Raw genomic sequence first — 25853 nt, forward strand, 5'->3', positions numbered from 1 at the left:
TCAGGTCCTCTCGGATCAATTCAGCCAGCCACGTACCCAGTCCATCACCTCACCGGCGGGGTTCTGGCTCCCGCAGCCTGGGCCCTGGGCGGGCTCGCTGCCACGAATATAGGGCATCTGTACGGCATTCGGGCAATCCGCCGCCGAGCCCTGCCCGGTCTGCGCGTCGACCCAGGCCATCACCACGTTCTCCGGCATCGGCATTTCCAGCGATTGCGGATGCGCCTTGCGCATGAAGCTGGCCCACACCTGCAAGGCACCGGTGGCGCCGGTAAGCGGCGTCTTGCCGTTGTCGTCGCGACCGAGCCAGACCACAGCCTGGAGGTCGCCGCCGAAACCGGAGAACCAGCTATCGCGCGAGTCGTTGCTGGTGCCGGTCTTGCCGGCGAGGGTCAGCGACGACGGTAATTGACTGTACACCGAACGCCCGGTGCCTTCGCGCATGACCCGCTGCATGGCGTTCTGCACCAGGTAGACGGCGCCCGAGTCGAAGCGCTGTTCGACCTGGAACGGATAGCGCTTGAGCGGCTGGCCGTCGGCAGTGAGGACGCTGCGGATCCCCCGCAACGGCGTGTTGAAGCCGCCGCTGGCGATGGTCTGGTACATGGTGGCGACCTCCATCGGACTGAGCGAACCGGCGCCCAGCAGCATCGAAGGATAGGCCGGCCAGTCACGGTTGATACCCAGCCGGGCGACGGTCTGCAGCACGTTGGGCACACCGACGTCGAGGCCGAGCTTGGCGGTGGACAGGTTGTAGGAGTTTGCCAGGCCCTGGTACAGGAAGATCGTGCCATGCGAGCGCCGGTCGTAGTTCTGCGGTCGCCAGACCTGGCCGTCCTGGCCTTTCACCGCGAAGGGCTCGTCCTGTACCCAGGTGGTCAGGGTGTACTTGCTCGGCCGCTCGAGAGCGGTCAGGTAGACCGCCGGCTTGATCAGCGAACCGATCGGCCGCACCGCGTCCAGGGCCCGGTTGAAGCCGGCGAAGCGCGGGTCGCGACTGCCGATCAGGGCCTGGATCTCACCGGTTTCCGGATTGGTCACGACCATCGCCGCCTCGACCTGGTCGACCCCCTTGCGCCCACTGAGACGCTTGAGCGTTTCGTTGACGGAGGTCTCGGCCTTCTCCTGCAGGATCGGATCGAAGCTGGTGAAGATGCGCAGCCCTTCCTCGGTCAGGTCCTCGTCGCGGTAGTCCTGGCGCAACTGGCGCTTGACCAGGTCGAGGAAGGCCGGATAGGAGCTGTCGGCCATGCTGCCCTGCCGGGTCACGCCGAGCGGGCGCTGCTTGGCGGCGTCGACTTCCTGCTGGGTCGCCACGCCCTGCTCGGCGAGCACGTCGAGCACCAGGTTGCGCCGCGCCAGCGCACGATCCGGGTAACGCCGCGGGTTGAAGTAGGACGGTCCCTTGACCATGCCGACCAGCAGCGCCACCTGGTCGAGCTTGAGCTCGGCCAGCGGCTGGCTGAAGAAATACTGGCTGGCCAGGCCGAAGCCATGGATCGCTCGTTGCCCATCCTGGCCGAGGAACACCTCGTTGAGATAGGACTCGAGGATGTCGCGCTTGTCGTAGTGCAGCTCCAGCAGCACCGCCATCATCGCTTCGTTGATCTTGCGGCTCAGGCTGCGTTCGTTGCTCAGGAAGAAGTTCTTCACCAACTGCTGGGTCAGGGTGCTGCCGCCCTGGCGCAACTGGCCGGCCGTGGTGTTGACCCACACCGCCCGCGCCACGGACTTCAGCGACACACCATGGTGGTTCCAGAAGTCGCGATCCTCGACCGCGACCAGGGTGTCGATGAGGTAGGTCGGCACCTGGTCGAGCTTGACCAGGATGCGATCCTCATGGTGCGCCGGATACAAGCCGCCGATCAGCAGCGGCTCAAGGCGCGCCACCGCCAGTTCCTTGCCGTTGGCCTGGCTCAGCCCGCTGACGTAGTTGCCGTTGAAGCGCACGCGCACGCGCTGGGCCGGTTCCGCGCCTTCGTAGAACTGGAAGCCACGGGTATTGAGTTCGACCGCGCTGGCCGCCACCGATACGGTTCCAGGACCGCTCACGCTGGGCTCGCGACGGTAGCCGAGGGCGTCGAGTTCGCGCAGGAAGTCTTCCCTGCTCAGCTTCAGGCCGTTGAACAGCTCAAGCGGGCGGGCATAGACCTTCGCCGGGATGGTCCAGCGCCGGCCGGAGAATTTCTCCTGCACCACGGCATCGAGATAGATGGCGAAGCCGGCGAGGAGCACCAGGCCGACGAGGCCGAGCTTGAGGGCCCAGCCGAGCCATTTGTTCAGGCCGGGTGCCGGGCGTGCTTTGCTGTTACGGGAACGGGGGGATCGGGGACGCGTCATGGCGGCGCATTATACGTACTTTATCCACAGCGGACAGACACCGCATCGGCGGCATCCACGGTCTGCGCGGCCCCGGTGGATAGGCGCGGCGGCAGCGCGGCGCATTCGACCGGCGATCCGGCAAATGGTTGCTATCCGCCAGCGAGGTTTGCACTGTCACCCCTTCCCGCCATAATGCGGGTTTTCGCATATTTCAGAGGCAAGGATATCCCGTGAGCCAGACCCTGATCGCCGCCCTGCAGAACCCGGCCCTCTACCCCCACCCGGTGGAGCGCTTCGAGGTCATCGAGACGCATATCTCCTGGGTCCTGTTGACCGGTCCCTACGCCTACAAGATCAAGAAGCCGATGGATTTCGGCTTTCTCGATTTCACCAGCCTGGACAAGCGCCGTTTCTATTGCAACGAAGAGCTGCGCCTGAACCAGCGCCTCACCGACGATCTCTACCTGGAGGTCCTGCCGATCACCGGCAGCGAAGAGACGCCGCGGATCGGCGGCGACGGCGAGGCAATCGAATACCTGCTGAAGATGCGCCAGTTCCCGCAGGACAACCTGCTGGCGGCAATCCAGGGCCGCGGCGAACTGTCCAACCAGCATATCGACGAACTGGCCGAGCAGATCGCGCACTTCCACCAGAACACTCCGAAGGTGCCGCTGGAGCACCCGCTGGGCACCGCCGAGTCCTGCATGGCGCCGGTGCGGCAGAATTTCGAGCAGGTTCGCCCGCTGCTCAAGGACAAGGCCGACCTGCAACAGCTGGATGCCCTCGAAGCCTGGGCGGAAAGCAGCTTCGAACGCCTGCTGCCGGTGCTCCAGGAGCGCAAGGCGAAGGGCTTCATCCGCGAATGCCACGGCGACATCCACCTGGGCAACGCCGCGCTGATCGACGGCAGGGTAGTGCTGTTCGACTGCATCGAATTCAACGAACCGTTCCGCTTCACCGATGTCTGCGCCGACTTCGCCTTCCTCGCGATGGACCTGGAAGATCGCGGCCTGAAGTGCCACGCTCGACGCTTCGTCAGCCTCTATCTGGAACACACCGGCGACTACCAGGCCCTGGAACTGCTGAACTTCTACAAGGCCTACCGCGCCATGGTCCGCGCCAAGGTCGCGCTGTTCAGCCTCGGCTACCAGACCGATGCCGTGCAGCGCGCCGCGACCCTGCGCCAGTACCGCAACTACGCCAACCTGGCGGAAAGCTACAGCGCCATTCCCTCGCGCTTCCTGGCGGTCACCCATGGTGTCTCCGCGGTCGGCAAGAGCCAGGTGGCCATGCGTCTGGTGGAGGCTCTGGGCGCCGTGCGCCTGCGCTCGGATATCGAACGCAAGCGTCTGTTCGGCGAGCAGCCGGAACACGACAGGGGCCAGTTCGCCGCCGGCATCTATAGCAGCCAGGCCAGCGAAGCGACCTATGCGCACCTTCACCAGTTGGCCGCGAAGATCCTCCAGGCCGGCTATCCGGTGGTGATCGATGCCGCCTACCTGAAGCAGAATCAGCGCCAGGCCGCTTGCCACATCGCGGAAGAAACCGGCGTGCCGTTCCTGATCCTCGACTGCCAGGCGCCCGAAGCGGTGATCGCCGGCTGGCTTGCGCAACGCCAGGCGGAAGGCAAGGATCCGTCCGACGCGACTCTCGACGTGATCCGCACCCAGCAGGCTACCCGCGAGCCGCTGACAGCGGCGGAGACAGTCCAGAGCAAGCGCGTAGACACCCACGACGCGGCCAGCCTCGACGGGCTGGTCGACGGCATTCGCCAGCGCCTGCCCGGTCTCTGAACGAACTGCCATGGCGCCCGCCCCTCCAGGGCGGGCGCCGTGCCGCTGCTCTTCTATACTCACGGCGAGCCTTCTGCACAGGACGCCGCCCATGAACTCGCCCCGTCAGCTCGACTCGCCGCTCTACCAACTGCTCCACGCCGAAGACATCGAAGGCTTCAACCGACAGAAGCCGGCCGACGGCTGGATCGACCTGGCCGGCGGCGACTTCCGCGGCCTCGACCTGCGTCTGCTGGATGCCGCCCGCGTCGACTTCAGCGATGCCTATTTCCGCGGCGCCGACCTGCGCGGCGTGGATCTGCGCGAGGCGCGCCTGGAGGGCGCCAGCCTGGCCCATGCGCAGATATCCGGTACGTATTTCCCGTTGCGCCTGGCGCCGGACGAGATCCGCATGTCGGTGAACTTCGGCACCCGCCTGCGCTACCTGCCGGAGCCCTGAGAAGCGGAAGGACCACGCCAGGCCACGTTTTGCCGGGAGGCCGCTACACTTCTGGCAGGTACCCGGCCGGCTGAGGATCGGTCCCGGACCGCCTACGCCGGATCGTAAGGGCGAAGGCCGCTCGCGTCGGCCATCTCGCTCCATCGCGCCGGCCCTGTCGGCTCCGGACCGGTTCCAGGCAGTTCCGCGCCATCACGCTTCTGAGCGGCATCGCAAGGACCGACGATGAACGACGAACTGCTGAACCTGAAAAACCTCGGGAAAACCTCGACCCAATGGTTGCATGCCGTGGGTATCCACAGCGCCACCGATCTGCGTCGGCTCGGCTCGGTGGGAGCCTATCGCGCGGTCCGCGCGCGCGGCTTCCGAGCCTCGAAAGTCTTGCTCTATGCCATCGAAGGCGCACTCCTCGACGTTCACTGGAACGAGCTGTCCCCAGACCACAAGGCCGCACTGCTCGGCGAGCTGGAGACTTTCCCCGTGCGAAACAAGAGCTAGCTCACACCTGCCACGGGAAGATATTTACTCCCCCCGGGCGCCCACCTATCGTCTCGTGGACGTTCGTACCTCCTCTCCCGACCAGGCAGCTCAAGGAAATGGCCATGTATCTACTCGGCGAGCAACCGGCTTATGCCGACCAATTGATCAATCGCCTGCAGGGGATCCCTCACCGCTTGCTCGAAGGCCTGGCACCCAGCGGCCCCGCCCTGGAACTGGAACGTAGCGACGACCTGGAACGCGAGCTGCCCGCCGACCAGGTATTCCTGGTGGAAAGTGGCCTGCTGCATGCGCTGGTCGACGAACGCCCACTGTTCTACCTCCAGGAAGGCGACCTCCTCGGCCTTCGACGCGGACTCGAGCTCCCCGCCTGCCGGCATGCCAACGAAGAACCGATCCGCCTGCTGCCCTATTCGCGCGATGCGCTGCTCCAGCACATCCATGCTGACCAGGAACGTCAGGAACTGCTATTGCAGTACCTGATCGGACAGACTGCCCTGCTCGGCGATGCGCTGGCGCACCTGAAGCAGCCGGAAGTCCACCCGGCCACCGGCTTCCGCCACTTCGCCGCGGGCGAGGCGCTGATCCGCCAGGGCGACGATGCGGATCATGTGTTCATCATCATCGAGGGGCATGCCGAAGCGCTGGTGGACGGCCAGAAAGTCGGCGATGTGCAGAAGGACGAGATCTTCGGCGCCATGGCCGTGTTCACTCGCGAGAAACGCAGCGCCACGGTGGTCGCCAGCGAACCCTGCACGGTGATGGTGATTCCCAAGGAGCAGTTCCTCGGCCTTATGCAGAACAACCCGCGAATCGCCCATAGCCTGATCGAAGGCATGGCCCGGCGGATAGACCTGCTTAACCGGGAAGTGACCCAGCTGCGCCTGCGCCGCAGCGCCTGAGGCCCATTCCAGAGGGCTCGCGACTAGCTAGCAGAAAAGTTTGGCGAAAGCGTTTGACATGGAAATGAGAATCATTATTATGTCACTCAACTGGTCGCGAGATCAGCCGGTAAGCTGAGAGACCCACGCAGTCGGACTCTTCAGATTATCTCCTCATCAGGCTAATCACGGTTTTTGACCCGGCACTTTGCCGGGTCTTTTTTTGCCTGCGATTCGGCCGGAGACGACCGTTCATCGGCTGGCGATGGAATGAATGAGAACCGGCTTGACCTGATAATGAGAATAGTTATTATTACAACAACTGGTCGCGAGGCCAGCAGGTAAGCTGAGAGACCAAGCAGTCGGACTCTTCAGATTATCTCCTCATCAGGCTAATCACGGTTTCGACCCGGCACTTTGCCGGGTCTTTTTTTGCCCGCGAAAACGTAGCGCGATACACGGCTCCAGGCCTCGCGCCCTTCCTTCAACGTGCCTTCTTCATCTCCGCGCAATAGTCCTTGTCCGGCTGTGCCGGCGTGTACCAGGCGTAGTCGGCCTCACGCGTCGTTACCGCCTGCCCGGCCTCGACCAGCATCAGTACCTGCGCACCCTTCTCCGCACCAAGGTCGCGCAGGTGGACCGGTACGCCGAGGTCGCGTCGGGCGTGGAAGCTGCCGGCGACGAGCATCGCCGGCAGTGGCGCATCGCGAAAACGCTCGGCCATGCGGCGGTCGCGTTGCTGCTGGACGGCGAGCATCGCCGGCAATTGATCGTCGGGAAGCATGCCGCAGTGGGATTCGCGAATCTGCGCAAGCAGCGGCAGGCGCACGCTGTCACGCCTGGAGGCCGTTCCGGGAAGCGGCGGTCGCTCCCTGTAGATGCGCATGATCTCGCTCCGCTGGAGGTTCGCCGCCAGCAACGGCGCGGGTTGCGCAACCGCCCAGGACACCAGGGGTCCGTACTGCGTCCAGTCCCAACCTTTCTGCCAGTCCAGGGCCTCCTCCAGGTTCGCCACCGGCTTGCCGTTCCCGAGTTGTGCGCGGACCGCATCCACCCGTGGTTGCTGGCCGGGATCGAGCATTTCCAGCAGCAGGCTGCCCTGCGCCCGGTATTCGCCCAGGGCCTGCGCCAGCCACAGCTCCACGGCATGATGATCGGGATTGTCGTGCTTCTCGCCGACGATCACTCGCGGCGCGGCCGCCAGGCGTGCGACCAGTTGCTGCGGGCTCAGCGTCACGCCGCTGCGCAATTCGACGATTCGTCCCGTCTGCGGATCGTCGCGCCCTTCCGCGCTCTGCCAATCAGGCAGCGGCGGCAGTTGGGACTGGCAGCCGCCCAGCAGCAGACAGAAAGCGAACAGGCGAATGCGCATGGCGACTCCTTCAACGGGCGACGATCAGCGGATGACCTCGCTCGGGATGACGCTGGACCAGGACCTCGAGGCCGAACACCGCGCGCAACGGCTCGGGGCGCAGGACTTCCTCGGGCGTACCGAGCAGGTGCGGGCGACCATTCTGCAACAGCAGCAGGCGGTCGCAATAGCGCGCGGCCAGGTTGAGATCGTGGAGGATCACCAGCACCGAGGCACCGCGGCGGGCGAAATCATGCACCGCCTGCAGGGTAGTGTGCTGATGCAGCGGGTCGAGCGCCGAGGTCGGTTCATCGAGCAGCAGCACCTGCCCCGGCTCGCCCGGCCACAGCTGCGCCAACACCCGCGCCAGGTGCACGCGCTGGCGTTCGCCGCCGGACAGCGCCAGGTAGCTGCGCCCGGCCAGATGGCTGGCGTCGGCCGCCGCCAAGGCCTCGGCGACGATCTGCACATCGCGCTCGCGGCCGCTGGAATGGGGCAGCCGACCGAAGCCGACCACCGCCTCCACCGGAAAGGCGAAGCCCAGCGACGAACTCTGCGGCAGCACCGCCAGGCGCTGCGCGCGAGCGACGCCCGGCCAGTCGTCGAGACCGCGCTCGTCGAGCAGCACCTGCCCTTCGGCCGGCTCCAGTTCGCCACAGAGAGCGCCAAGCAAGGTGCTCTTGCCAGCGCCGTTGGGGCCGAGTACGCCGAGCATCTCGCCAGGCCGCAGCTCCAGCTCGAGGCCTTCCAGTACAGTCTTTCCGCCACGGCGGATGGACAGGTTCTCCACGCGCAGCATCAGGCCCGCCCCCGCAATAGCAGATAAAGGAAGAACGGCGCGCCGATCAGTGCCGTGACGATGCCGATCGGCAACTCCGCCGGAGCCAGCGCCAGGCGCGCCAGCAGGTCGGCAAGCAGCAGGAGAATGGCGCCGGCCATCATCGAGGCCGGCAGCAACGTCCGATGATCCGGACCGGCAACCAGACGGATCAGGTGCGGCACCACCAGGCCGATGAAGCCGATCATCCCCGCCGCCGCCACTGCGGCGCCAACGCCGAGGGCAGTGCAAAGCACCAGTTCGGCCTTCAATCGCTCGACGTCGAAGCCCAGGTGACGGGCCTCGGACTCGCCGAGCAGCAGTGCGTTCAGCGCATCTGCCCGGCGCGGTAGCCAGCAGGCCACCAGCAGCGCCACCAGCAGCAGCGGCCAGAGTCGTGGGTAGCTGGCGCCGTTCAGGCTGCCCAGGTTCCAGAAGGTCAGGGTACGCAAGGTGGCGTCATCGGCGAGATAGGTAAACAGTCCGATCACCGCGCCGGACAGCGCGGTCAAGGCGATCCCTGCCAGCAACATGGTGGCCACGCTGGTCTGGCCATCGCGGCGGCCAAGTCGATAGACCAGCCAGGTCACCCCCAGGCCGCCGCCGAAGGCGCACAGCGACAGCAGGTAGGGCGCGAGGAACGCCGGCAAGCCACCCAGCGAGGCGCCGAATACGATGGCCAGCGCCGCGCCGAGGGCCGCGCCGCTGGACACCCCGACCAGCCCTGGATCGGCCAGCGGGTTGCGGAACAGGCCCTGCATCGCCACCCCGGACAGCGCCAGCACCGCGCCCACGGCCAGGCCGAGCAGGGTCCGCGGCAGGCGGATCTGGCCGAGGATCATTTCCGCCTGGGCCAGGCCCGTTCCATCGAGCGGCAGCCCGGCCAGGCGCAGCGCGGCGCGCAGGGTATCGCCCAGCGGCAGGCTGACGGGACCGAGGGCGAGGGACAACCAGAGGACCAACACGAGCGAAATCCCCAGCGCACCGAACAGTGCGCGGGGGCGAACAACCGATTTCAATGGGCGGCTTCCGTACTCAGCGGTTTCGCGGAAGGATAAAAGGCTGCGGAGAGAGCCGCCAGGCCATCCGGCAGGCGCGGACCGAGGCCGCCCACCAGGAGCGTCGGGTCAAGCACCAGCAGACGTCCGTCACGCGCCGCGCGGGTCGCGGCGAGGCCGGGGTTCTGCTTGAGCAGCGCGGCACGCGCCGCATCACCTTCGAGGCTGCGGTCGGCGATCACCACCGCGACCGGATCGAGCGCTGCCAGGGCTTCCACCGAGATCGGCTTGTAACCCTCATGGGTAGCCAGGTTGCGTGCTCCGGCTCGGTTCAGGACCCAATCGCCGCCGGTATTGCGCCCGGCTACCAGCAACTGACCGCCGGCGTTGCCGATCACCAGCAGGACGCCCGGGGCCGGCTGACTCTTCTGCGCGGCCGCGATCCAGTCCGCCTGGCGCCGCAGCCGCTGACGATAGTCAAGTTCGGCGGCCTCGGCACGCTGGGGCACGCCGAGCCAGTCGCCGAGCTTCTTCAGGTTGCTTTCCAGTGCCTCCAGATCCGGCTTGGCGGAGAGGGTCTCGACCCGCACGCCGGCGCCTTCGAGCTGCTTGAGTACCGGCGGAGGCCCCATTTCCTCGGTGCCGATGAGGATATCCGGACGCAACGCCAGCACGCCCTCGGCAGCCAGTTGGCGCTGGTAGCCGACGCTCGGCAGCTGTTTCAGCGCCTGCGGATGCTGGCTGGTGGTGTCCACCCCGACCAGCTTGCTCTCGCCGCCCAGCGCCACTACCCATTCGCTCAGCGAGCCGCCCGCGCTCACCCAGCGTTGCGGCAGCTCGGCGGCCTGGGCCATGCCGGTGCCGAGCAGGATGCCCAGCGCCAACCCGTTGAATAGTCGATCGATACGCATGATCTCTCCTCAGAGCGCCTTGAAGGATTCGGCCAGTTCGCGCCAGTCGTCGCGCTCGGGCTCGCCGGGCTTGCGCGCGCCGAACAGTTGCACGATCAGTTCGCCGTCGGCGTCGAAGGCCTCCCAACTGGTTACGATGCCATCGGTGCTCGGCTTGCGCACCCGCCAAAGCTCGGCGATGCCGGTGGTCTTCAGGTGCAGGTTGAATTCCGGATCGAGCACGTTGAACCAGTCGTCCAGCCACTTCAGGTTGCACACAGGCCCGGTATGGATCTGGATGCAGTGGGCGTTGCCGACGAACACCATGATCGGCAACCCGCTTTCGGCCGCCGCTTCGAAGAGTTTCGCCAGGTCGCCATTGTCCAGGCGCTCGGCCCATTCGCCGCCAGCCAGGCGCAGCGCCTGGGTGCGCTGCGCGCCATGCTTCTTCAGCAGGGCGTGGAAATGATGGGTGTCCTTCAACGCGGCCCAGCCTTCGCGCAAGGCGGCGGCATCGATCTGCGCATCGACGAGCGCCGCAGCCGGCGCGCGGGGTTCGCGCAGGGCCAGCACGGCATCCTGCTCGGCAGCCCGCAGGCGCTCGACCAGCGGTTCCCAGGCGCGGACGTCGCTGGCCTCGGTAAGGAACACCTTGTGCACCGCCACGCCCTGCTGGTCGAACACCTGGATGCTGCGCTGGGTACCCCGCGCTGTCTCCTCGGCAATGGCGAAGACGGCGTTCCACCCCCCCAGGAACAGGCGCAGGTCGATATCCGGCGAGACCACCAGGCCCATCTGCCCATTGGCAGAGACCGTCACTTCGCGATACGGCCCCTTGCGTTCGTGGACGCAATGCTCGTTGCGGGTCAGCGCCATGATCGGCCCCAGTTCGCCGAGCGCCGGCAGCAAGGCGGCCCAGTCCTGCCGCAGGCGCACGGCATCGATGCCGACCCGGCTGGCGACCAGCTCGCCTTCGCTGACCTGCAACAGCGCGGCGGCGTCGCGCGCGCGTAGCTGCGGTCGCTCGGCGCGCAGGTCCTGCCAGGCGCGGTAAAGCTCGGCAGGGGAATGGGAAAGGCTGGGAGTGCTGCTCATCGACGGTTCCTCGGGCATATCCGGTTCGGTCGCGCTACGCGCAAAACAGGTGAACTTTGCCACAAAACGCATATCTGAATCCATTTGATAATTATTTGCATTAGCGTTTTTCTGGCAGTACCTTGTGCGCCCGACGTCCCCCTGGCTATTCGCCACCGGCCCGCCCCAAGGAGTCCCACATGCCGCTCTCCCCGCCCTTCGCCCTGCGCCCCTGCCTGGCCCTGCTGTTGCTCAGCCCTTCCCTGGCCCTGGCGGGGAACGCCGTCCCGCTGACCCCGACCACCATCACCGCCACCCGTACCGAGCAGGCAGTGGATTCGGTGCCAAGCACCGTCAGCGTGCAGACCCGCGAACAACTGGACCGGCAGAACGTCAACAACATCAAGGAACTGGTGCGCTACGAACCGGGAGTCTCGGTCGGCGGCGCCGGCCAGCGTGCCGGGATCACCGGCTACAACATCCGCGGCATCGACGGGAACCGCATCCTTACGCAGATCGACGGGGTCGAACTGCCCAACGACTTCTTCAGCGGCCCCTACGCGCAGACCCACCGCAACTACGTCGATCCGGACATCGTAAAGCGCGTGGAAATCCTTCGCGGCCCGGCCTCGGCGCTGTACGGCAGCAACGCCATCGGCGGCGCGGTGAGCTACTTCACCCTCGACCCGTCGGACATCATCAAGGACGGCAAGGACGTCGGCGCCCGGCTGAAGGCCGGCTACGAGTCGGCCAGCCACTCCTGGTTGACCTCGGCCACCGTCGCCGGCCGCGCCGACGACTTCGACGGCCTGCTGCATTATGGCTACCGCCAGGGCCACGAGACCGAATCCAACGGCGGCCACGGCGGCACCGGGCTCTCGCGCAGCGAAGCCAACCCGGAAGACGCCGACAGCTACAGCCTGCTCGGCAAGCTGGGCTGGAACTACGCCGAGGGCAGCCGCTTCGGGCTGGTCTTCGAGAAGTACAAGAGCGACGTCGATACCGACCAGAAGAGCGCCTATGGCGGCCCGTACGACAAGGGCAAGCCGGCCATCCCGCCGAGCATGCTGCCGGGCGGCATGTACCAGTGGCGCAAGGGCAACGACACCCTGACTCGCGAGCGCTACGGCCTGGAGCACCATTTCCTGCTCGACAGCCCGGTCGCCGATCGCATCCAGTGGAGCCTGAACTACCAGTTGGCGAAGACCGACCAGGCGACCCGCGAGTTCTACTACCCGATCACCCGCAAGGTCCTGCGCACCCGCGACACTACCTACAAGGAACGCCTGTGGGTCTTCGACAGCCAGTTGGACAAGAGCTTCGCCATCGGCGAGACCGAGCACCTGCTGAGCTACGGGATCAATCTCAAGCACCAGAAGGTCACCGGCATGCGCAGCGGCACCGGCACCAACCTGGACACCGGCGCGGACAGCCCGCGCGATGCCCTGGAACGCAGCAGCGACTTTCCCGATCCGACGGTGAAGACCTACGCCCTGTTCGCCCAGGACAGCATCAGCTGGAACGACTGGACCTTCACTCCCGGCCTGCGTTACGACTACACGCGCATGGAGCCGCACATCACCGACGAGTTCCTGCGCACCATGAAGCAGAGCCAGAACACCGCGGTCGACGAGTCGGACAAGAAATGGCACCGGGTTTCGCCCAAGTTCGGCGTGACCTACGACTTCGCCCAGCACTACACCTGGTACGGCCAATACGCCCAGGGCTTCCGCACGCCCACCGCCAAGGCGCTGTACGGTCGATTCGAGAACCTGCAGGCGGGCTACCACATCGAGCCTAACCCCAACCTCAAGCCGGAAAAGAGCCAGAGCTTCGAGACCGGGTTGCGCGGCAAGTTCGACGAAGGCAGCTTCGGCGTAGCGGTGTTCTACAACAAATATCGCGACTTCATCGACGAAGACGCCCTGAATACCGATAGCACCGGCGGCAACGGCCAGACCTTCCAGTCCAACAACATCGAGCGGGCGGTGATCAAGGGCGTCGAGCTCAAGGGCCGCCTGGAGCTGGGCGCCTTCGGCGCGCCGCAGGGACTCTACACCCAGGGCAGCGTGGCCTACGCCTACGGTCGCAACAAGGACAACGGCGAGCCGATCAACAGCGTCAACCCACTCACCGGAGTGTTCGGCCTGGGCTACGACGAAGCAGACGGCAACTACGGCGGGCTGCTCAGCTGGACCCTGGTCAAACGCAAGGATCGCGTCGACGACAGCACCTTCCACACCCCGGATGGCACCGCCAGCCAGTTCAAGACCCCGGGCTTCGGCGTCCTCGACCTCAACGCCTACTACAGGCTGAGCAAGGACCTGACCCTCAACGCCGGTCTCTACAACCTGACCGACAAGAAATACTGGCTGTGGGATGACGTGCGCGGCTACGACAGCGTCGGCGAGGCTTCGGCGCTGGCCCCGGCCAACATCGACCGACTGTCCCAGCCAGGCCGCAATTTCGCGGTCAACCTGGTCTGGGACATCTGACCCGTTACCCCTTCGCACACGGAAGTGCCCCCATACCCAGCGCCTGGCCATGCCGGGCGCTTTCCATGCCACAGGTGAAAGCCGTCCTCCGGATCAGGGATAATGATCCCGGCAAACGGAGCGCCCATGATCCACCTGTGTCCCTCTTCCCATCTCGCCGAAGGCAACAGCCGCGGCTTCCTCGTCGATGAGCGGCGGCTGTTCGCGGTGCGTCGCGACGGCCGCGCCTACATCTACCTGAACCGCTGCCCGCATCGCGGCATCCCGTTGGAGTGGCAGCCCGATGCCTTCCTCGACGACAGCGCCAGCCTGATCCGTTGCGCCAGCCACGGCGCGCTGTTCCTCATCGAGTCCGGCGAGTGCGTCGCCGGCCCCTGCGCTGGCGAGCGCTTGCGCGCCCTGCCCTGCCGGGAAGACGCCGAAGGCCTCTGGGTGGAGCTGGACGACTGACCCAACGGGGGATGGGCGGCAAGCCGCGAGGCAACGGCTAGGCTTGCGGCACAAAGATAAAAAAGAGGAAGGAACGCGCCATGCGCCGATTCAGCCTGCGCTTCGTCCTGCTGCTCCTGTTCGGCCTGCTGCTCTATGCCTGCCGCAATGAACCGGGCCCCGTACGGCTCGCCCCTGGCGTAACAGCGGCGGATTACCGGACTTTCTTCATCCAGGCGGTACGCGCCGAGGGGCACCGCATCGACTTCGAGGAGCGTTTCGATACGGCCGTGCGCCGCGCCCTGGAGGCCAAGGGCTATCGCTACCAGGCGGAACACGGCGACCTGCGGGTGATCTACGCCCTCGGCCTGCAACGCCAGCCGGGCCTGGAAATGCGCCCGGTGATCACCCAGGATGGCGTCTTCACCCAGACCCAACTGACCGAAGACACCGAGGCCAGGCTGGCGCTGCGCATCCTTGACGAAAGCAACGGCAGGGTCCTTCTGGAAAGCGTGCTGAGCCGCCAACTGCACGATCCGGCGCTGACCCAGGAAGCGTTCGACCGCGGCGTCGCGCAGTTGCTGAAGGACTTCCCGAGTCGCAGTCAACCTTGAATGTCACAGGCCGTCGAAGTCGTCCTCGCGACGCTCGGCGCTCTCGCCGGGTGCCGACAGCCGGGGCGGCCGCCGTTGCAGCCACCACAGGGCGGCGATCCCCAGGGCAGCCATTGCGCCGCGGAACAGCAGGCCGAACAGGTTGCCGTCGGCCTCCATCCCGCCCTCGATCCAGGCAATCAATAGCCGCGACAGGGTCAGGATCGATTGCAGCAGCACTACCAGGATCAACGCCGGCTGCACCAGCGAAGCCCGGCGCAGGGCGAACAGCAGGAACAACGCCAGGGCGAACTGATGGCCGCCATAGAACACCCGCGCATCGCTGACCGCCGAAGGCTCCATCAGCAGCATGCCACTGAGATTGGCCATCTCGTAGGGACGCACCCAGTACAGCACTCCCAGCGCGCCCCATACCAGCGCCTGAACCAGCAAAACCAAACGGGCGAAGAGCATCCCCTTTCTCCTCGGGCCTGTTGCCCCCAGCGGTCAGTTCGACACCGGCGGCGAACGCCCCGGCAACCCTAAGGACAGCAGACCCAAACCGCGCCGACGAGTTCGCTGCGACAATCCGTCCCTGCCCAACGGCAACCCGGCGCGGCGGGCAGCGCATCGCTTCGTCACAAGTGGATACAGCTCACCGGCTGGGTGGCGGCGGGTGCCAGCGGTATGCTCCCGGCATTCGCTCGCAGCAAGGAGAATCCCATGCGCCGCTTCGCACCCCTGGCCGTCCTGGCCGCCACCCTGCTCCACGGTTCCCTGGTCCAGGCCGCCGAACCGCTGGCCATCGACGTCCACCGCGACGCCAACTGCGGCTGCTGCAAGGACTGGATCAAGCACCTCGAAGCCAACGGTTTCAAGGTCACCGACCATGTGGAAGCAGACATGAGCGCAGTCAAGAGCCGTCTCGGCGTGCCCTACAGCGTGGGCTCCTGTCATACCGGAGTGATCGACGGCAAGTTCGTCGAAGGCCACGTGCCGGCAGCCGACATCCTCAAGCTGCGCGAACGCGCCGACCTGGTCGGCGCCGCCGTACCGGGCATGCCGGTCGGCTCGCCGGGCATGGAAATGGGCGACCGCCAGGACGCCTACCAGGTCGTCGGCCTGACCAGGAGCGGCCAGGCCTCGGTACTGGTGGAGTACCCGGGACGCTAACGAAAACGCCGTTTTCCCCAGGGAAAACGGCGTTTTTCCTTGTAGCAGGACGTGAGGATCACTCCGCCAGGCTATCGACCTTCCTCTGCGGCGACAGCAGCCCGTCGGCGCGGAACATCGCCTTGATCCCGCGCACCGCCTGGCGCAGGCGGTCGCGGTTCTCGATCAGGGCGAAACGCACATGATCGTCGCCGTAGTCGCCGAAGCCGATCCCCGGCGACACCGAGACCTTGGCGTCCTGCAACAGCTTCTTGGCGAACTCCAGCGAGCCCAGGTGCGCATAGGGCTCGGGGATCTTCGCCCAGACGTACATCGAGGCCTTCGGGTTCTCCACCATCCAGCCGGCCTCGCGCAGCCCCTTCACCAGGACGTCGCGGCGCTGCTGGTACTGCCGGGCGATATCGCGGACGCACTGCTGGTCGCCTTCCAGAGCGGCAATGGCCGCCACCTGCAGGGGCGTGAAGGTGCCGTAGTCGTGGTAGCTCTTGATCCGCGCCAGGGCCGAGACCAGCTCGGGATTGCCGACCATGAAGCCGATCCGCCAGCCGGCCATGTTGTAGCTCTTCGACAGGGTGAAGAACTCCACGGCGATATCCTTGGCACCCGGTACCTGCATGATTGACGGCGCTTTCCAGCCGTCGTAGACGATGTCTGCATAGGCCAGGTCGTGCACGACCATCACGTCGTACTGCTTGGCCAGCGCCACCACGCGCTCGAAGAAGTCCAGCTCGACGCACTGCGCGGTAGGGTTGGAGGGGAAGCCGAGAATCATCATGCGCGGCTTGGGAATCGATTCGCGGATCGCCCGTTCCAGCTCGTTGAAGAAATCGATGCCCGGCACCAGCGGCACCGAGCGCACCTGAGCGCCGGCGATCACCGCACCGTAGATGTGGATCGGATAGCTCGGGTTGGGCACGAGGATGGTGTCGCCATGGTCGAGGGTCGCCAGCATCAGGTGCGCGAGGCCTTCCTTGGAGCCGATGGTGACGATGGCTTCGCTTTCCGGGTCGATCTGCACGTCGTAGCGGTCACGGTACCAGTGCGAGATGGCCCGGCGCAGGCGCGGGATGCCACGCGAGGTGGAGTAGCCATGGGTGTCTTCGCGCTGGGCGACGGTGCAGAGCTTCTCGACGATATGCGGCGGGGTCGGCCCGTCGGGATTGCCCATGCTCAGGTCGATGATGTCCTCGCCACGGCGACGAGCGGCCATCTTCAGTTCGGCGGTGATATTGAAAACGTAGGGGGGAAGGCGGTCGATGCGCGCGAAACGGCGCGCAGGGCGTGATTCAGCCATGCTGTCCTCGGAGTAACGTAAGCGCCCGGAACCGTCCGAGCGACGCCGGCCGCTGCGGCGGCCTGGAAAGCGCCAGCCAGGCGCTTTCTTGTCGGCGAACATAAAGGCCGATAGGCTGCTTGTCGAGTCCCCCCTCGCGTTTTTCATTCCATTTCACAGGAAAAGGCCCATGTCCCGACGCTACTGGCAACTCGATGTGTTCGCCGAGCGTCCGCTCACCGGCAACGGCCTGGCCGTATTCGACGACGCCAGCGCCCTCGATGACGCCGCCATGCAGGCCTGGACCCGCGAACTGCGCCAGTTCGAGTCGATCTTCCTGCTGCCGGGCGACGACCCACGGGCCTTCCGCGCACGGATCTTCACCCTGGAGGAAGAACTGCCGTTCGCCGGCCACCCGCTGCTCGGCGCCGCCGCCCTGCTCCATCACCTGCGCGGCGGCGACAACGAACAGCACTGGACGCTGCACCTGGCCAGCAAGTCGGTGGCCCTGCGCAGCGTGCGGGCGGGCAGCGGTTTCTACGCCGAGATGGACCAGGGCCGCGCCGAATTCGGCGCCACCCCGGACGCCGGGACCTGCCGCTGGTTCGCCGAAGCCTTCTCGCTATCGGCCAACGACCTGTCCGGGCATCCGCCGCGGGTGGTGAGCACCGGCCTGCCCTACCTGCTCCTGCCGGTGACCGCCGAGGCACTGGGTCGAGCCCGTCAGGTCAACGATTTGCAAGAAGCCCTGGATAAACTCGGCGCGGCGTTTGTCTATCTGCTCGACGTCGACGGGCGCGAGGGCCGCACCTGGGACAACCTGGGGCTGGTGGAAGACGTGGCTACCGGCAGCGCTGCCGGTCCGGTCGCCGCCTACCTGGTGGAATACGGGCTTGCCGCGCGCGGCGAACCCTTCGTCCTGCACCAGGGACGCTTCCTCGACCGGCCGAGCCGGCTCGACGTCCAGGTCGCGACAGACGGCGGCGTCAGGGTCGGCGGCCACGTCCAACTGCTCGCCCGCGCCGAGCTGCTGACCTCGGCCTGACGGTCGGGGTGGCGCTGGCGGCGGACGACGACAACACTGAAGAAGCGAAACGTACAGGAGAACCGCCATGCTCTGGCGCAAAGGACGACGCAGTGACAACGTGATTGATGCCCGGGGCGAAGGAGGCGCAGGCGGCGGTGGCGGCATGCGCATCGGCGGCAAGGGCCTCAGCCTGGGTGGGGTGGCCATCGTGGTGGTGGTCGGCCTGCTGATGGGCCAGGATCCGATGCAGATCCTCGGGTCGCTGCTCGGCCAGATGGACAGCCCGGCGCCGGCCACCCAGCAGCAGGCCGGCGGTCGGGCCCCGGCGGCCAACGACGAGCAGAGCGAGTTCGTCCGCTCGATCCTCGGCGACACCGAGGACACCTGGGAACAGATCTTCGCCAGCGGCCAGGCACAATACCAACAGCCCAAGCTGGTGCTGTTCAGCAATGGGGTGAATTCCGCCTGCGGCTTCGCCTCGTCGGCCACCGGGCCGTTCTACTGTCCGGCCGACCGCCGGGTCTACCTCGACCTGGAGTTCTTCCGCGAGATGGAACAGCGCTTCTCCGCCGCCGGCGACTTCGCCCAGGCCTATGTGATCGCCCACGAGGTCGGCCACCACGTGCAGAACCTGATGGGCATCTCGGCCAAGATCAACGCAGCCCGCCAGCGCGGCGCGCGCATGGAGGGCGCCAACGGCCTGTCGGTACGCCAGGAACTGCAGGCGGACTGCTTCGCCGGGGTCTGGGCCAACCGTGCACAGCAGCGGCTGAACTGGCTGGAGCCGGGCGACATCGAGGAAGCCCTGAACGCCGCCAACGCCATCGGCGACGATCGCCTGCAACGCCAGGGCCGCGGCATGGTGGTGCCGGATTCCTTCACCCATGGCTCCTCGGCGCAACGCATGCGCTGGTTCAAGACCGGCTTCGAGAGCGGCTCGCCGGCCAGTTGCGATACCTTCAAGGCCCAGACGCTCTGAGCCTCGCCGCCAGCCGGGCGCTTAGCGCCCCGGCTGGCTTCCCAGCGCATTCAACTGATCGGCCAGTTCCCTGGCCTCGTAGACCGAAGCCAACCCGTCGAGATAGACCTTGCCGTTGCGGATCGGCTCGCGCACCCGCGGCGCCAGGCGCAGGCGCCCGTCCACCAGTACCGCGAGAGTGCGCCCCCGGGCCTCGCCGGTCAGCGCGGCCAGGCGGCGGGCGGCCGGTTCGGTGAAGGTGACTTCGACGCCGGGTCGACCGTTCTGGTCGTACAGGACCTCGGCGCGGAGTACGTCAGCCTGGGTCAGGCTGGGCTTCAGCGCCACCAGCATGGCCTTGCCCTGCGGGTCGGCCAGGGTGCGGAACGCCGCGGAAGGCGTGCTGGCGGTGGCATAGACCCCGAAGCTGTGCTGCGGGATCGGCAGCGGATCGCTGGCGCAGGCGGCCAGCAGCAGCGCCAGGCCCAGCGGAAGGAGTGCGAGTTTCGAGCGTTTCATGATGAGGTACTGCAGAAAACCTGGGCGGAGCGTCCGTCCGGACGCCAACGCCTATGTTAACGCCGCCCGCGCCGGGCGGGCGAGCAGGCCCTTCCGCGAAGCGACGATCGACTAGACTGGCGGAAATTCACCCATCTCCCGCGAACTGGTATGATGCGCGCCTTTTCGAGCCGTATGAACCCCACGCAGGCCGCCGCGAGGCCCCTGGCGTGCGTGGGTCGTTTCATGCGGCTCGCGCATTTTCGGGACTCAGCCGTCTGCCGGGATCGTTCGCGGTACCGCGCCGACGAGACAGCGATGCAACGCCCGCCACGCGGAAATTCGGTTTTCCCTGGTCGGCGGCCGGCTCCACGGCCGGCCACTTCTGCTGGCGCCATGGGGATCGTTGCAGAGCACATTCAGGGGAATCCAACATGCTGGAAAAGCTGTTTCAACTAAAGGCGCACAACACCACGGTGCGCACCGAGATCCTGGCGGGGATAACCACCTTCCTGACCATGGCCTACATCCTCTTCGTCAACCCGAGCATCCTCGGCGAGACCGGCATGGACAAGGGCGCGGTGTTCGTCGCCACCTGCCTGGCAGCGGCCATCGGCTCGACCATCATGGGCCTGATCGCCAACTACCCGATCGCCCTGGCCCCCGGCATGGGCCTCAACGCCTTCTTCACCTACACCGTGGTGCTGCACATGGGCCACAGCTGGCAGGTCGCGTTGGGCGCAGTGTTCATTTCCGCCACCATGTTCTTCCTGCTGTCGATCTTCCGCATCCGCGAATGGATCATCAACAGCATCCCCCTGCCGCTGCGCTCGGCGATCGCCGCCGGCATCGGCCTGTTCCTCGCACTGATCGCCCTGCAGAACGCCGGCATCGTGGTGGACAACCCGGCAACCCTGATCGGCATGGGCGACCTGACCAAGCCGGCGCCGATCCTCGCCACCCTCGGCTTCATCCTGATCGTCGCCCTGGAGGCGCGTAGCGTCACCGGCGCGGTGCTGATCGGTATCCTGGTGGTCACCGCCATCGCCATCCTGCTCGGCGTGACCCAGTTCGGCGGCGTGGTCTCGATGCCGCCGTCGCTGGCGCCGACCTTCCTCCAACTGGACATCAAGGGCGCGCTGGACATCGGCCTGGTCAGCGTGATCTTCGCCTTCCTCTTCGTCGACCTGTTCGACAACTCCGGCACCCTGATCGGCGTCGCCAAGCGCGCCGGACTGATGGGCAAGGACGGCCACATGCCGAAGATGGGCCGCGCGCTGATCGCCGACAGTACCGCCGCCATGGGCGGCTCGCTGCTGGGCACCTCGACCACCACCAGCTACATCGAGTCCGCCGCGGGCGTCAGCGCCGGCGGCCGCACCGGCCTGACCGCCATCGTCGTCGCCATCCTGTTCCTCCTCGCGCTGTTCTTCGCCCCGCTGGCCGGCAGCGTACCGGCCTTCGCCACCGCCCCGGCGCTGCTCTTCGTCGCCGTACTGATGGCCTCGGGCCTGGCAGAGATCGACTGGGAAGACATCACCGTCGCCGCGCCGGTGGTCGTCACCGCGCTGGCCATGCCGTTCACCTATTCGATCGCTACCGGCATCGCCTTCGGCTTCATTTCCTGGACCGCGATCAAGGTGCTGTCCGGGCGCTGGCGCGAACTGAACCCGGCGCTGGTGATCCTCTCCGTGCTGTTCGTGATCAAGCTGGGCTTCTTCAACGCATGAGCCGTCCACAGTTCGACCCCAGCGCCTACGCCGCGCAACTGGAAGACAAGAAGTCCCGCCTCGCCGGATTGCTGGCCCCGTTCGCGGCACCCGCGCCAGAGGTCTTCGAGTCGCCGCGCGAGCATTACCGGCTGCGCGCCGAATTCCGCCTGTGGCGGGAAACCGGCAACGAGAAGCGTCACTACGCGATGTTCGAGCAGGGCGACAAGCACACGCCGATCCTGATCGAGGATTTCCCCATCGCCAGCCGCCGCATCAACGAACTGATGCCGCGCCTGAAGGCGGCCTGGGCCGACCCGGCGCTGGGCTTCAAGCTGTTCCAGGTGGAGTTTCTCACCACCCTGGCCGGCGACGCGCTGATCACCCTCTGCTACCACCGGCCGATCGACGACGCTTGGCGACAGGCAGCGGAAAAGCTCGCGGCGGAACTGGGCGTGAACCTGGTGGGGCGTTCGCGCGGCAAGCGCATCGTCGTCGGACGCGACTATGTGGAGGAGGAACTGTCGGTCGCCGGCCGGCGCTTCCGCTACCGCCAGCCCGAGGGGGCTTTCACCCAGCCCAACGGCGAGGTCAACCAGAAGATGCTCGGCTGGGCCTACGAGGCGCTCGGCCAGCGCGACGACGACCTGCTCGAACTGTACTGCGGCAACGGCAACTTCACCCTGCCCCTGGCCACCCGGGTACGCAAGGTGCTGGCCACCGAGATCAGCAAGTCCTCGGTCAATGCGGCGCTGGCCAACCTGGCCGACAACGCGGTGGACAACGTCAGCCTGGTGCGCCTGTCGGCCGAAGAGCTGACCCAGGCGCTGAACGAGGTTCGCCCGTTCCGCCGCCTGGCCGACATCGACCTGAAGAGCTACGCCTTCGGCAGTGTCTTCGTCGATCCGCCACGAGCCGGCATGGATCCGGACACCTGCGAGCTGGCCCGACGCTTCGAGCGCATCCTGTACATTTCGTGCAACCCGGAAACCCTGGCGCAGAACATCGCCCAACTGCACGACACGCACCGGATCAGCCGCTGCGCGCTGTTCGACCAGTTCCCCTACACCCACCACATGGAAAGCGGCGTCCTGCTCGAACGCCGCTGAGCGAGTGGCCGCGCCCCACGGCGCGGCCGTGCCTCAGAGTCGCACCGGGAGGCGCCGCGCCAGGTGCAATCCTTCCGTCGTCACCTCGGCGCCATAGGCCAGCACCTCGACGCCCGCTTGCGCCGCCTCGCGCAACGCCTTGCCATAGGCTGGATCGATCTCGTCGGCGGGGCGCACCGCCTCGACCCCGGAAAGGTTCACGCAGTACAGCTGCACCGCGCGGATCCCCTCCCGCGCCAGCGCCGCCAGTTCGCGCAGGTGCTTGGCGCCGCGCAGCGTCACCGCGTCGGGAAAGGCCGCCACGGCGGTTTCGTCGAAGCCCAGGGTGACGCTCTTCACCTCGATGAACAGTGCGCCCGTGGGGTATTCCAGGCGAAAGTCGGCGCGACTGTTCTCCACGCCGTAGGCCACTTCCCGGCGCAGAGCGGTGAAACCGGCAAGCTCCGCGATGTCCCCGGCCAGCAGCGCCTCCTCTACCAGGCGGTTGGCCCGCGCCGTGTTGACGCAGGCCAGGCGGCCCTGCGGAGTCTCGCTCAGCTCCCAGGTCCCCGGCAGCTTGCGCTTGGGGTCGTTGGAGCGGCTGAACCAGACCCGGCAACCTTCGCTCATGCAATTGAGCATCGAACCGGTATTCGGACAGTGGATAGTCAGGCGCTCGCCGCCGGCGCTCTCGATATCGGCGAGGAAACGCTTGTAGCGACGCAGCAGGCGGCCTTCTTCCAGTGGCTGCTCGAAACGCATCAGGGCCGCCAGTTCTTCAGGCCGCGGGCGATCCGCTCCACCGCTTCCTGCAGGCGCGGCAGGTTCTGGGTATAGGCGAAACGCACGTGGTGGCCGGCCTGGTGGCGGCCGAAATCCAGCCCCGGAGTGAAGGCCACGTGCTCGGTCTCGATGAAGTGCTTGCAGAAGGCGTAGGCATCGCCGCCGAACGCACTGATATCGGCGTAGAGATAGAAGGCGCCTTCCGGCTCCACGACGATTCCGAAACCCAGCTCGCGCAGGGCCGGCAGAAGGAAGTCGCGACGGCGGGCGAACTCTTCGCGACGCTCTTCGAGAATGGCGATGGTGGTCGGCTCGAAACAGGCCAGCGCGGCCTGCTGGGCCATGCTCGGCGCGCTGATGTAGAGGTTCTGCGCCAGCTTCTCCAGCTCAGGCACCGCCGCTGCCGGCGCCACCAGCCAGCCCAGGCGCCAGCCGGTCATGCCGAAATACTTGGAAAAACTATTCAGGACGAAAGCGTCGTCGTCGACTTCCAGCACCGACGCGGCGTCCACGCCATAGGTCAGCCCGTGATAGATCTCGTCCACCACCAGGTGCCCGCCGCGGGCCTTCAAGGCGCCCGACAGGCCGGCCAGTTCGTCGCGATCGAGCAGGGTCCCGGTCGGATTCGCCGGCGTCGCCACCAGAGCGCCTACACTGTCTGAATCCCAGTGCCGCTCGATGAGATCCGGTGTCAGTTGGTAACGGCTGTCCGGCCCCACCGGCACCAGTTGCGCGGCGCCTTCCACCAGGCGCAGGAAATGCCTGTTGCACGGGTAGCCCGGGTCGGCGAGCAACCAGTGGCGGCCGGGGTCGACCAGCAAGCTGCTGGCCAGCAGCAGGGCTCCGGAACCGCCCGGAGTGACCAGCACGCGCTGTGGGTCGAGGTCGACCCCGTAGCGTTCGCCGTAGAATTTCGCGATCGCCTCGCGCAGCGCCGGCAGGCCGCGGGCGGCGGTGTAGCGGGTATGCCCGGCGGCCAGGGCGGCGCGCCCGGCCTCGACGATCGGCTCGGCCGTGGTGAAGTCCGGCTCGCCGATCTCCAGGTGGATCACATCGTGGCCGGCGGCCTGCAACTCGTTGGCCCGCGCCAGCAGGGCCATGACATGGAAAGGCTCGATGGCCCGACTGCGCGCGCTATAGGAGGTAGCCATGGATATTCCGAACTTTGCGAGGAAAAACCGATTCTAACCAAGCCATTACGCGGGCGACACCAGCCTCGACAACCGGGAGTAGCGCCAAGGTTATCGTTCTGGTAAGTTCGCCCGCTTGCGACCGCGGGGCCGGAGAGCCGGCGAGGGAACCCTGCCGCGGACAGGATTAGCGAAAGTGAGAGGCGGCCATTCATGTCCACCAAAGCAAAACAACAGAGCAGCCAGCAGATGACCCGCGGCTTCGAACCCTATCAGGAAACCAAGGGCGAGGAGTACATGAGCGAGCGCATGCGCGCGCACTTCACCGCGATCCTGAACAAATGGAAACAGGAGCTGATGGAAGAAGTCGACCGTACCGTGCATCACATGCAGGACGAAGCGGCCAACTTCCCCGATCCGGCCGACCGCGCCAGCCAGGAAGAAGAATTCAGCCTGGAACTGCGCGCCCGCGACCGCGAGCGCAAGCTGATCAAGAAGATCGACGAGACCCTGCAACTGATCGAAGACGAAGAGTACGGCTGGTGCGACTCCTGCGGCGTCGAGATCGGCATCCGTCGCCTGGAGGCGCGCCCCACCGCGACCCTCTGCATCGACTGCAAGACCCTCGCGGAAATCCGCGAGAAGCAACTCGGCTCCTGAGCCGGACCGACGGGGCGCCAAGGCGCCCCGTTTCGTTTCCGCCGTTCCCCGCCGCACCGCTCGCGCCATGACCTCTTCCTATGTAGGCCGCTTCGCCCCGACGCCCAGCGGCTACCTGCACTTCGGTTCCCTGGTGGCGGCCGTCGCCTCCTACCTGGACGCACGTGCCGTCGGCGGCCGCTGGCTGGTGCGCATGGAGGACCTCGACCCGCCCCGCGAAGTCCCGGGCGCCCAGCAGGCGATCCTGGAAACCCTGGAGCGCTACGGCTTCGAATGGGACGGCGCGGTGGAGCGGCAGAGCGAACGCTTCCCGGACTACGCCGCAGTGGTCGAGCAACTGCTGCGCAGCGGCCTGGCCTACGCCTGCACTTGCTCGCGCAAGCAGCTTGAGGGATTCGCCGGGATCTACCCGGGCTTCTGCCGCGACGCCGGGCACGCCCGCGAGGATGCGGCGATCCGCCTGCGCGTGCCGGAGCTGGAATATCGCTTCGTCGACCGCGTGCAGGGCGAAGTCCACCAGCATCTCGGCCGCGAGGTCGGCGATTTCGTCATCCAGCGCCGCGATGGCTTCTACGCCTACCAACTGGCGGTGGTGCTGGACGACGCCTGGCAGGGCATCACCGACATCGTCCGCGGCGCCGACCTGCTCGACTCGACCCCGCGCCAGCTTTACCTCCAGGAATTGCTGGGGTTGAGCCAGCCGCGCTACCTGCACGTGCCGCTGATCGTCCAGCCGGACGGGCACAAGCTCGGCAAGTCCTACCGCTCCCCGCCACTGCCCGCCGAGCAGGCCGCCGCGCCGCTGACCCGCGCCCTGCGCGCGCTCGGCCAGCGGCCGCCGGCCGAACTGGCCCAGGCCAGCGCCAGCGAGGCGCTGGCCTGGGGCGTCGCGCACTGGGACGCCACGCGCATCCCGCGCTGCGCTACCCTTCCCGAGGAACGCCTGTAGCCCGCCCGGCGGCTTGCCGGCACCC

Annotated in this window: 25 protein-coding genes; 14 read left to right on the top strand and 11 right to left on the bottom strand. The window is 66.7% G+C overall.

Features of this window, described 5'->3' with window-relative positions:
• Positions 1-15 precede the first annotated feature (15 nt).
• Entirely contained in the window at positions 16-2340 is a 2325-nt protein-coding gene (gene mrcB, locus AC1RB9_RS24615) for a penicillin-binding protein 1B (protein ID WP_003111352.1), read from the bottom strand.
• 212 nt (positions 2341-2552) lie between these two features.
• Between mrcB and AC1RB9_RS24620 the strand changes: the two genes are divergently transcribed.
• The 4 genes from AC1RB9_RS24620 (at position 2553) to cbpA (ending at position 5954) form a co-directional block, all read left to right on the top strand.
• Positions 2553-4115 (top strand): bifunctional aminoglycoside phosphotransferase/ATP-binding protein, encoded by a 1563-nt coding sequence (locus AC1RB9_RS24620; protein ID WP_003457136.1) that lies wholly within the window; start codon positions 2553-2555, stop codon positions 4113-4115.
• A gap of 91 nt (positions 4116-4206) precedes the next feature.
• Positions 4207-4554 carry a pentapeptide repeat-containing protein gene (locus AC1RB9_RS24625; RefSeq protein ID WP_003095090.1) on the top strand — a complete coding sequence of 116 codons (348 nt, stop codon included), beginning with the start codon at positions 4207-4209 and terminating at the stop codon, positions 4552-4554.
• Positions 4555-4779: 225 nt separating this feature from the next.
• Positions 4780-5052, top strand: coding sequence for a TfoX/Sxy family protein (locus tag AC1RB9_RS24630; protein ID WP_003095094.1), 273 nt, complete (start codon positions 4780-4782; stop codon positions 5050-5052).
• A gap of 104 nt (positions 5053-5156) precedes the next feature.
• Positions 5157-5954 (top strand): cAMP-binding protein CbpA, encoded by a 798-nt coding sequence (gene cbpA, locus AC1RB9_RS24635; protein WP_003457138.1) that lies wholly within the window; start codon positions 5157-5159, stop codon positions 5952-5954.
• A gap of 463 nt (positions 5955-6417) precedes the next feature.
• Here the strand turns inward: cbpA and AC1RB9_RS24640 are convergent, their stop codons facing one another.
• From AC1RB9_RS24640 to AC1RB9_RS24660, 5 genes are read right to left on the bottom strand one after another with little or no spacing between them, the layout of a single operon-like run.
• Positions 6418-7305 (bottom strand): ChaN family lipoprotein, encoded by an 888-nt coding sequence (locus tag AC1RB9_RS24640; protein WP_003457140.1) that lies wholly within the window; start codon positions 7303-7305, stop codon positions 6418-6420.
• A 10-nt stretch (positions 7306-7315) separates the two neighbouring features.
• Positions 7316-8083, bottom strand: coding sequence for a heme ABC transporter ATP-binding protein (locus AC1RB9_RS24645; RefSeq protein ID WP_003457143.1), 768 nt, complete (start codon positions 8081-8083; stop codon positions 7316-7318).
• The gene (locus AC1RB9_RS24650) at positions 8083-9066 is read right to left on the bottom strand and encodes a FecCD family ABC transporter permease (RefSeq protein WP_003121063.1); all 984 of its coding nucleotides are present in this window, start codon (positions 9064-9066) and stop codon (positions 8083-8085) included. The genes AC1RB9_RS24645 and AC1RB9_RS24650 overlap by 1 nt, the downstream gene beginning before the upstream one ends.
• Positions 9067-9116: 50 nt before the next feature.
• A complete protein-coding gene (locus AC1RB9_RS24655; RefSeq protein ID WP_003095100.1) occupies positions 9117-10010 on the bottom strand; it encodes a hemin ABC transporter substrate-binding protein in 894 nt (297 codons plus the stop codon).
• 9 nt (positions 10011-10019) lie between these two features.
• Positions 10020-11084: a hemin-degrading factor gene (locus AC1RB9_RS24660; protein ID WP_003457146.1), complete on the bottom strand. Its 1065-nt coding sequence runs from the start codon at positions 11082-11084 to the stop codon at positions 10020-10022.
• A gap of 179 nt (positions 11085-11263) precedes the next feature.
• Here AC1RB9_RS24660 and phuR point away from each other — a divergent pair, with 179 nt between their 5' ends.
• The 3 genes from phuR (at position 11264) to AC1RB9_RS24675 (ending at position 14601) form a co-directional block, all read left to right on the top strand.
• Positions 11264-13558, top strand: coding sequence for a heme/hemoglobin uptake receptor PhuR (phuR, locus tag AC1RB9_RS24665; RefSeq protein WP_003457149.1), 2295 nt, complete (start codon positions 11264-11266; stop codon positions 13556-13558).
• Positions 13559-13660: 102 nt separating this feature from the next.
• On the top strand, positions 13661-14008 hold the full coding sequence (locus tag AC1RB9_RS24670; protein WP_003121065.1) for a Rieske (2Fe-2S) protein: 348 nt from the start codon (positions 13661-13663) through the stop codon (positions 14006-14008).
• Between the two features lie 80 nt (positions 14009-14088).
• A complete protein-coding gene (locus AC1RB9_RS24675; protein WP_003095104.1) occupies positions 14089-14601 on the top strand; it encodes a DUF4136 domain-containing protein in 513 nt (170 codons plus the stop codon).
• A gap of 3 nt (positions 14602-14604) precedes the next feature.
• Here the strand turns inward: AC1RB9_RS24675 and AC1RB9_RS24680 are convergent, their stop codons facing one another.
• Complete coding sequence (locus AC1RB9_RS24680; protein WP_003095105.1) at positions 14605-15054, bottom strand: DUF4345 family protein; 450 nt, start codon at positions 15052-15054, stop codon at positions 14605-14607.
• Between the two features lie 249 nt (positions 15055-15303).
• Here AC1RB9_RS24680 and AC1RB9_RS24685 point away from each other — a divergent pair, with 249 nt between their 5' ends.
• A complete protein-coding gene (locus AC1RB9_RS24685; RefSeq protein WP_003100168.1) occupies positions 15304-15753 on the top strand; it encodes a DUF411 domain-containing protein in 450 nt (149 codons plus the stop codon).
• Between the two features lie 58 nt (positions 15754-15811).
• Here AC1RB9_RS24685 and alaC read toward each other — a convergent pair whose 3' ends face one another.
• Complete coding sequence (gene alaC / locus AC1RB9_RS24690; protein ID WP_003100170.1) at positions 15812-17047, bottom strand: alanine transaminase; 1236 nt, start codon at positions 17045-17047, stop codon at positions 15812-15814.
• Positions 17048-17216: 169 nt separating this feature from the next.
• On the opposite strand from alaC, the gene AC1RB9_RS24695 reads away from it, so the two are divergent.
• Both AC1RB9_RS24695 and ypfJ read left to right on the top strand, forming a co-directional pair.
• Positions 17217-18071 carry a PhzF family phenazine biosynthesis protein gene (locus tag AC1RB9_RS24695; protein WP_003161370.1) on the top strand — a complete coding sequence of 285 codons (855 nt, stop codon included), beginning with the start codon at positions 17217-17219 and terminating at the stop codon, positions 18069-18071.
• A 67-nt stretch (positions 18072-18138) separates the two neighbouring features.
• Positions 18139-19032 carry a KPN_02809 family neutral zinc metallopeptidase gene (gene ypfJ, locus AC1RB9_RS24700; RefSeq protein ID WP_003095112.1) on the top strand — a complete coding sequence of 298 codons (894 nt, stop codon included), beginning with the start codon at positions 18139-18141 and terminating at the stop codon, positions 19030-19032.
• Positions 19033-19053: 21 nt separating this feature from the next.
• On the opposite strand, the gene AC1RB9_RS24705 is transcribed toward ypfJ, so the two are convergent.
• Positions 19054-19530: a SecDF P1 head subdomain-containing protein gene (locus AC1RB9_RS24705; protein WP_003100175.1), complete on the bottom strand. Its 477-nt coding sequence runs from the start codon at positions 19528-19530 to the stop codon at positions 19054-19056.
• Positions 19531-19943: 413 nt separating this feature from the next.
• On the opposite strand from AC1RB9_RS24705, the gene AC1RB9_RS24710 reads away from it, so the two are divergent.
• Together AC1RB9_RS24710 and trmA are read left to right on the top strand one after the other, a co-directional pair.
• Positions 19944-21239 carry an NCS2 family permease gene (locus AC1RB9_RS24710; protein ID WP_003095114.1) on the top strand — a complete coding sequence of 432 codons (1296 nt, stop codon included), beginning with the start codon at positions 19944-19946 and terminating at the stop codon, positions 21237-21239.
• Entirely contained in the window at positions 21236-22327 is a 1092-nt protein-coding gene (trmA, locus tag AC1RB9_RS24715; protein WP_003116071.1) for a tRNA (uridine(54)-C5)-methyltransferase TrmA, read from the top strand. Before AC1RB9_RS24710 ends, trmA begins: the two co-directional genes overlap by 4 nt.
• A 33-nt stretch (positions 22328-22360) precedes the next feature.
• On the opposite strand, the gene sfsA is transcribed toward trmA, so the two are convergent.
• Both sfsA and AC1RB9_RS24725 read right to left on the bottom strand, forming a co-directional pair.
• A complete protein-coding gene (gene sfsA, locus AC1RB9_RS24720) occupies positions 22361-23068 on the bottom strand; it encodes a DNA/RNA nuclease SfsA (protein WP_003100180.1) in 708 nt (235 codons plus the stop codon).
• Positions 23068-24240, bottom strand: coding sequence for a pyridoxal phosphate-dependent aminotransferase (locus AC1RB9_RS24725; protein WP_003457154.1), 1173 nt, complete (start codon positions 24238-24240; stop codon positions 23068-23070). The genes sfsA and AC1RB9_RS24725 overlap by 1 nt, the downstream gene beginning before the upstream one ends.
• A 192-nt stretch (positions 24241-24432) precedes the next feature.
• Between AC1RB9_RS24725 and dksA the strand changes: the two genes are divergently transcribed.
• Positions 24433-24879 (top strand): RNA polymerase-binding protein DksA, encoded by a 447-nt coding sequence (gene dksA, locus AC1RB9_RS24730; protein ID WP_003095122.1) that lies wholly within the window; start codon positions 24433-24435, stop codon positions 24877-24879.
• Positions 24880-24946: 67 nt separating this feature from the next.
• On the top strand, positions 24947-25828 hold the full coding sequence (gene gluQRS / locus AC1RB9_RS24735) for a tRNA glutamyl-Q(34) synthetase GluQRS (protein WP_003116072.1): 882 nt from the start codon (positions 24947-24949) through the stop codon (positions 25826-25828).
• The last annotated feature ends 25 nt before the right edge of the window (positions 25829-25853 follow it).

The sequence above is a fragment of the Pseudomonas sp. 20-5 genome, assembly GCF_056782835.1.